Source organism: Virgibacillus sp. DJP39 (assembly GCF_049310925.1).
Taxonomy (GTDB): Bacteria; Bacillota; Bacilli; order Bacillales; family Amphibacillaceae; genus Virgibacillus_F.
The window spans coordinates 1-6,745 of record NZ_JBMERP010000126.1 but is presented as its reverse complement, the minus strand read 5'-3'; the positions used below and the strand labels follow the sequence as shown (position 1 = coordinate 6,745).

9 protein-coding genes are annotated in these 6,745 nt (G+C 32.1%); 6 read left to right on the top strand and 3 right to left on the bottom strand.

Annotated elements, in window-relative coordinates; all coding sequences use genetic code 11:
* Positions 1-58 precede the first annotated feature (58 nt).
* The 3 genes from ACOI1D_RS20680 to ACOI1D_RS20670 form a co-directional block, all read right to left on the bottom strand.
* On the bottom strand, positions 59-691 hold the full coding sequence (locus tag ACOI1D_RS20680; protein WP_422503985.1) for a hypothetical protein: 633 nt from the start codon (positions 689-691) through the stop codon (positions 59-61).
* A 158-nt stretch (positions 692-849) separates the two neighbouring features.
* The gene (locus ACOI1D_RS20675; RefSeq protein ID WP_422503983.1) at positions 850-1,365 is read right to left on the bottom strand and encodes an Arm DNA-binding domain-containing protein; all 516 of its coding nucleotides are present in this window, start codon (positions 1,363-1,365) and stop codon (positions 850-852) included.
* Between the two features lie 15 nt (positions 1,366-1,380).
* Positions 1,381-1,980, bottom strand: a complete 600-nt coding sequence (locus ACOI1D_RS20670; RefSeq protein ID WP_422503982.1) for a helix-turn-helix domain-containing protein — start codon at positions 1,978-1,980, stop codon at positions 1,381-1,383.
* Positions 1,981-2,166: 186 nt separating this feature from the next.
* Here ACOI1D_RS20670 and ACOI1D_RS20665 point away from each other — a divergent pair, with 186 nt between their 5' ends.
* The 6 genes from ACOI1D_RS20665 to ACOI1D_RS20640 all read left to right on the top strand — a co-directional run bounded on the left by ACOI1D_RS20665 (position 2,167) and on the right by ACOI1D_RS20640 (position 6,664).
* Positions 2,167-2,394 carry a helix-turn-helix transcriptional regulator gene (locus tag ACOI1D_RS20665; RefSeq protein WP_422503980.1) on the top strand — a complete coding sequence of 76 codons (228 nt, stop codon included), beginning with the start codon at positions 2,167-2,169 and terminating at the stop codon, positions 2,392-2,394.
* A gap of 11 nt (positions 2,395-2,405) precedes the next feature.
* Positions 2,406-2,720, top strand: coding sequence for an excisionase family DNA-binding protein (locus ACOI1D_RS20660; RefSeq protein ID WP_422503978.1), 315 nt, complete (start codon positions 2,406-2,408; stop codon positions 2,718-2,720).
* 129 nt (positions 2,721-2,849) lie between these two features.
* Positions 2,850-3,899 (top strand): hypothetical protein, encoded by a 1,050-nt coding sequence (locus ACOI1D_RS20655; protein ID WP_422503977.1) that lies wholly within the window; start codon positions 2,850-2,852, stop codon positions 3,897-3,899.
* Between the two features lie 35 nt (positions 3,900-3,934).
* Positions 3,935-4,213, top strand: coding sequence for a hypothetical protein (locus tag ACOI1D_RS20650; RefSeq protein WP_422503975.1), 279 nt, complete (start codon positions 3,935-3,937; stop codon positions 4,211-4,213).
* Between the two features lie 214 nt (positions 4,214-4,427).
* Complete coding sequence (mobQ, locus tag ACOI1D_RS20645) at positions 4,428-6,464, top strand: MobQ family relaxase (protein ID WP_422503973.1); 2,037 nt, start codon at positions 4,428-4,430, stop codon at positions 6,462-6,464.
* Between the two features lie 17 nt (positions 6,465-6,481).
* On the top strand, positions 6,482-6,664 hold the full coding sequence (locus tag ACOI1D_RS20640) for a hypothetical protein (RefSeq protein WP_422503971.1): 183 nt from the start codon (positions 6,482-6,484) through the stop codon (positions 6,662-6,664).
* Positions 6,665-6,745: the final 81 nt, after the last annotated feature.

The following is a 6,745-nucleotide window of genomic DNA, read 5'->3' as shown; positions in this document are numbered from 1 at the left end:
CCTTCTTACTTTACATTAATCACAGCTTTTCATTAAATTTATAATGTAAAGATTTACATTACATATTATCAGGAACAATGATTTGTGTAACGCCACCAAAGTACTTAAATGCATGGTTGTGAACAGTGATCCATGATTGTAAATCCATTGATAAGGTAGCTTCCGCATATGATAATTGGCTACATGGCAAGGTAGCCACGAATACATAGGCCTTTACCTTTTCCCCAGTATCTCTATCAGCGATAAAAGCTGTTGAACCTGCCCAATCAACTTCCATGATTTCAGCTGGCTTCCTTCGAATACGTAACGTAGCTTTATACTTGTCTGCATAGTTACTGTAGTGGCGGGAAAAACTACGATATGAGTATGGTATTTTTTCATTCGTTCGGCATTCAGCTTCATATTCATGGTGAAGAAGTGAAAGAGTCACATTCGGTTTCGCTAACTCTTCATGAATATAATCAAAATTCAAAGGTTGCCTACCAGAACCCTCCATAGTCTTTTCAGGAAAGAGAAATTCTTCAATCCATCGATCCGTCATTTCCTCCTCTAAGGGACATCTTAATCCCTTCTTTTTAGCCACCCCAATAATTTCTGTGACCTTGGGACGCGAGTTACCCGTATTCGCGGCGATACCTCTTAAACTGATTTTGTCGTGATGTAATTCCAAAATCTTTCGGTAATGAATCAAACAAAAAACCTCCTATATAAAAGTGTCACACCACCATAGGTGTGTTCACTAATTATATAGGAGGTTTGCGTTGGTAAACAGCCTGACATTCCGTGGTAAATTTGGTGTCATTCAGTGGTAAATAATATGGCAGAGGTGGTAAATTTCGGTGGCTGTAATCAATCCTCAACAGTTTCCTTTTTCTTTGGAAGTTTAATGCCTTTCGTTGGTATGTCCTTAATCAATTTATTTTCGTTTGCATACTGAAAAACCATGTTAGCAGAGGTGTGAATACTGGAAACATAATTTGTACTAAATTTATTAGCGAGTTGATCTATACTGTCTTGATATGCTTTTTTTGTGATCTTTTGAATTGGTACATTTCCAAATTCGTTGAGAATATGTTTTAAAGCAATTTTCCTTGCTCTTAAACTGCTATCCTTTGCGCCCTGAGATGAATAATGTTTCTTCCAATCATAAAACAACTCTTCAAAAGTAAAATTACTAGGTTTTATATATTCTCCTCTATGGGCTTGTCTCTCTAATAATGCAGCTGCCAATTTAGCATCTTTCTGTGTCAAAAAACCTTCCTTACTTTTTCTGACTTCTTTGTTAGTAACTGGATCTGTACCTAAATATACTCTAAATCCCCATCTTGTTCCCTTTTTTGTTTGTTTTTTATAAATCCTTGCCATACCATCACCCTTAAATTAATTATTAATTGTACAGTCAAATTCAATTTGAAAAGGATCGTATCCAATATCATAGTCCACTAAATTGCTTATTTCCTTTATGATAAAATCATAAATTTGATCCTTTGCATATGCCTCAACATCATATGTTAACTTATATTTTTTAAGCTCATCATTTATTTTCTTGCTGAAATTTATAGTATGAACAAAATTCATACTTGTTTTGAAATACCCATTTACCGTAGTGGGTAATTTTAATTGGAAAACATCTCCTTCATTATTAATGTTCACTATAGTATTAAAGGTCATATTTTCTTCTGACTGAAATTCTTTTTTTGTATTTCTATACTGGTTAAATAAATTGGTTACATTTATAGAGCCTGATAGATCATGTAATTCTATGGACAAGTCAACATCATAAAAAGTGAATATATCTCCTGGTTGGCATTTTAATAAGTTGCAAAGTTGTATTAAGGTTTCATAGTGTATTCCGTCACTATTATTATTGGCTAAGTTTGAAACTGTAGTTCTAGATAGAGGTGTAATTTCACTTACTTTTTTAACATTTAAATTTCTAGAAGCTATGATTGCTTTTAAATTACTTTTTATAAACCCCATACCAAACCCTCCTGAAATATTTGTAAATCTATTATATCATAGAAAGCATATATTTAACAAAAAGAATATCCTCTTAATACAAAATGTGTATGTAGTCTGTACACTTCAATGTTGCAATTATAGGGGTGCACATGTATAATTTAATTTATACTTAGGTAAATAAACACAATGGAGGGGTGATATTTAATGATTCTCTTGAGATCTAAGAAAGAGTTTGAGGAGAAATTGATAAAATTGGGTTATTCTAAACGAAAATTTGCAGTAAAAGTTAATATTTCTGAAACAGCGCTACTACAAATAATCAATGGAAAACAATTTCCAAGACCACAGACTGCTAAAAAAATATGTGAGGGATTAGACGTTAATTTCGATGATGTTTTTACAATTAATGAAATAAAAAGTCAATTGAGTTAGGAGGTTCAATCATGTTAGATATTAAAATTGATGAATTAACTGTTAATAATATGATGGAAAAGGCAATTCAAGAAAAAATTGATGAGTTAGCTAATGAAAAATACTTTTTAACTTATAAGGAGTTGTCTGATTATTTGAATATTAGTAAACCCATTATTGATGACAGGTTTGTGAAAAATGGCTTAAACTATTATAAAATAGGAAAAAAATATCTTTTCAAGAAAAAGGAAGTTGAGGAGTACTTGGATAATATAACTGCACAAATGGACTTAAAAAACAATGATTTTATGTATTTTAAAAATAACAGAATAGAGGTTAAAAGCTAATGCTGAAGAGTAAGTTTGTAAATAAACCTCCCCTAATCCGCCGACAAGCAAAACAGGAGAGGCACTTAAAGCTTACTCACATTATAGCAAATAATAATAAAAATGACTAGATGTGAGGAGACAGACCAAATGAATATAAAAAAGGGAAAAGTGGCAAGAGGAGAATTAAGATTGCCGCAACTGTATTTTATAGTTGCTGATGAATGGATTGATAAATTAGGAGAAAAGACTTTTTGTTATTGGCTAAAATTACTTACTTTAGTTGACCGAACTAATGAAGCAGAAAAGAAATACGGTAATCGATCAACTATTCCTCGATCTTTTACAAAAATTTATAAGAGGATGGGGATTTCGAAAAATTCATTTTACAGAAATGTTATACATCCTCTGTGGGATTATGGATTAATAGATATCGAGGTATGGGAAGATAGCTACATTAAAGGTACAAAACCTAAAAATATTATAGTTTATGAATATCCCTTTAATACTTTTAAACTGGCTATTCAACCGTTAGAAAAACGTCGGAACTATAAAACTGATTATACATCTGATTCTGCTAAATATAGTAGAGGAGCTAGAAAAACTTCAAGTGAAAATAGTGTGCAGATAGGAAAAGAAGATAAAAATACTTTTCCCAATTCTGAACCCCCCCTAGTTTTAGAATTGGAACCTAGGTCGGTTTCAGAAAATGAACACAATAATTATACAAATAATATATTTAATAAAGAAGAAGAAATAAGTAATACAAATAAGTCTGAAAACAATTCAACAAGTGATTTTCAAAGACAAATTCAAACACTCATTAAAGAAAATTTTATTTTGGAGGAACTAGGAAACTTTTTGCATGGTAAAGGGGTTTCATCTGAAAACATCATGAAAACGATAAAAGAAAGTTATACGAAAGGTTTAACGATTTTTCGTATGGAAGATATAAAACTACAGTACGAACATATGATGGACAAGCTAAATTATGGCGAAGTAGACAATCACAATAATTTCCCTTTTTATTTTGCAAACGGACTACAAATGAGAACTGAACAGTCAATTTTAAAAGGTAAACATCAGCAAGAAAAACAACGTCAATATGAACTTGCCATGAAGCGAAAAGAAGAACGTCAACAAAAAAACGAGCATATATTTTACGACTGGTTGAATGAAGATGAAAACGAGAACGATTAAAAATGCTTGAATTTATATAAAAGTAGGTGAGAAATTTGATTAATAAAAAGAGAGTAGAATTACGATTTGATGAAAAGAAAGATAAAGGTATAATCTGTTTTCTAGAAAGTGAAGTGGATAATAAAGCAGGATTTATTAAAACATTGGTAAGGGATTATGTAAGATATAGACATTCAATAACTCATGAAAATAAAGCTAACTTATTAACAAACAAACGTATAAATTCTCAGATTACAGATCAACAAACAAACGTTAATGATAATACACAGGATGTTAGTCAGTTTCTTATGGATTTTTTCCATAGGTATAGTTAAATAATAAAAAAAAAATTAACACAAAATTGAACTCCCAGAAAGCATATTATATGTTTTTGGGAGTTCAAAAATCACCCCAGTGCCCACTTATACACCATTCAGGAAATGGTGTTCGTGGGTGTTGGGGAGAATCACCCAACGTCCGTTTGCTAACGCAAATAGCACTTCGTGGAATACTAAGAAAATCAAAAGATAAAAGAAGGGGGCTATTCACATGGGGTATTATCATCTATCGGCTAACATCATATCAAGAGGTAAAGGTCAATCTGCTGTTGCTTCGGCTTCTTATCGTAGTGGGGAAAAGTTGTGGTGTGAAGATGATCAAGAATATAAGGATTATAGAACAAGAGAAGTTCAACCCGAAACCATGATATTAGCCCCTGAAAATGCACCTGATTTTGTGTATGATCGTGAAAAGCTATGGAATGAAGTTGAGCGAGTGGAAAGCAATGTTAATAGTCAATTATCGAGAGAAATTCGAGTTGCTTTACCGAGTGAGTTATCCAATGAAAAACAAATGGAATTAGTAAAAGAATTTTCAGAAGATAACTTTGTTGAACGCGGTATGGTTGCTGATATTTCTATTCACAGGGATAAACAACATAATCCTCACGCACATATCATGTTGACTATTAGACCGTTTAATGAAGATGGATCCTGGGGGAAAAAAACAAAGAAGGAATATATTCTTGATGAAAATGGTAATAAAACAAAAACTCCTAATGGTAATGTTAGATCAAAAAATATTTTTTTAACTGATTGGGGAAAGAAAGAAACGTTAGAAAATTGGCGTGAGAATTGGGCTGTTAAAGTTAATGAATATTATAAAGAATCAGGTCTAAACATTACTGTGTCACATGAGTCTTATGAAAAACAAGGCATTGATAAATATGCTACTCATCGTTTGACATATGACGAGTATAATGCTGAAAAAGAAGCTCAAATTCAAGCGCAAATGAAAGGTGAAGAATACGAGCCAGTTACACACATGGGAATGGTTAATCAAGACATAAAAGATACCAACGAATTGAAAGATTTGTTACAACATGAAATTGTTAGTTTAGAAGAATATAAAGAAACGCTAGAAAGAGAGATCGATGAACAATATATTCCACACGTTAGAAACAATTTTCCTCTATCAAATCAACAAGCTCAATCCTTACAGTTTGTTGCTAAACGTGTTCATGGATATGTTACTTATGAAAATGCAAAAGAAAATATGGAAAACATGAAAAATTGGGGTAAATCCATTGAATTTTCAAAACGTAAGTTAGGTGTAGAATCTATTATGTTAGATAACGCTGAAAAAGAGTACAATGTTGATCAAACAAGATCCGTTCGTTTTGGTTTATCACCTCAAAAATTCGCAGAAGAAAAAGGCGAAAAAATAAGTAGTCTAAATAATCGTGCATTCAAATACGAATGCAATTTTAATGCTTATGAAAAAGCTGAAATTCATAGTAATTTAGCCTTTGAAGTTCAGAAGAAAATAGTACATCAAGAGTTTGGTACCATTTACCCTGAATACAGCCACATAACAGAGAATCACAATACATTAATAAGTGACTTGAAATATGATTATGTTCAAGAGTATCTAAAGACTGGTATTAAACATGAAAATATAAAAGAGTTTGAAGATCCACAGATATTAAAATACTATACTTCTGAAAGAGAAAATGACGTTACTTTGAAGAAAGATTGGGAAGAAAACCAACACAGATTACTAATTGCGAATAGAAGTGTTTCTAAATGGAGTAAAGAATATAGCAGGATTTATAGCGAAGGGGGAACAAAAGATAAAATTTACGACACTAGGTTGAAACTTGAAATAGCAAAATATCAAGTTAAGCAACGAGAGAATGAAAAGGTTGGTATAAATGATAAAATGAATAAAACCTTGTCGTTTAAGTATCAAAATCAACCTTCGAAGTTAATTGAACAAATACCAACTAAATTGAAAGCGAGATTATTAGAATTACATCTTGACGACAGAGCCACTGGGAAACTTTCTAAGGATCTTAAAACAGTAGAAAAGGACCTTGCGAAAGAGGGAAAAGATATTTCTCATTTATATGATAAAGAATTTACACAAGCAGGGGCTAGTATTGGTGGTATAGCTAAATTGTTTGCTAATTTAGGTGGTCAAGCACAAGGAAATGATAAAAAGCAAGATATTGATGAAATGAAGCGCAAATCAAGATCTAAAATGAAAGAAAAAACTTTATACAAGGAACATGAGATAGAATTATAAAAAAGGAGGCTAATTATTTGATGAAAAGGGGAGAACCGATCTCACAAGAGCAATTTGAAAAGAACTGGCGACAAGTGAAGTACCAACTGGAACTAGAAGGCTTCAACGTGACCGAAGAAGACCAAGAAGCAGTGCGTAAGGTGACTATGGGGGAAATGCCGAGAGAACAACTGGTAGAGGATTTAATGAAAAATAGGTAGCGTTTATGATATAATAATAATGTGGTGAAGGAAGGGTTTTCGCCCTTTCCTTCTGGTTGTTTTTTTTGAATCTTTTGAATC

Coding starts and splice junctions, on each gene's coding strand:
- ACOI1D_RS20665 (WP_422503980.1), top strand. CDS start 2,167: ATGATTCTCTTGAGATCTAAGAAAGAGTTTGAGGAGAAATTGATAAAA.
- ACOI1D_RS20675 (WP_422503983.1), bottom strand. CDS start 1,365: ATGGCAAGGATTTATAAAAAACAAACAAAAAAGGGAACAAGATGGGGA.
- ACOI1D_RS20670 (WP_422503982.1), bottom strand. CDS start 1,980: ATGGGGTTTATAAAAAGTAATTTAAAAGCAATCATAGCTTCTAGAAAT.
- ACOI1D_RS20655 (WP_422503977.1), top strand. CDS start 2,850: ATGAATATAAAAAAGGGAAAAGTGGCAAGAGGAGAATTAAGATTGCCG.
- ACOI1D_RS20660 (WP_422503978.1), top strand. CDS start 2,406: ATGTTAGATATTAAAATTGATGAATTAACTGTTAATAATATGATGGAA.
- mobQ (WP_422503973.1), top strand. CDS start 4,428: ATGGGGTATTATCATCTATCGGCTAACATCATATCAAGAGGTAAAGGT.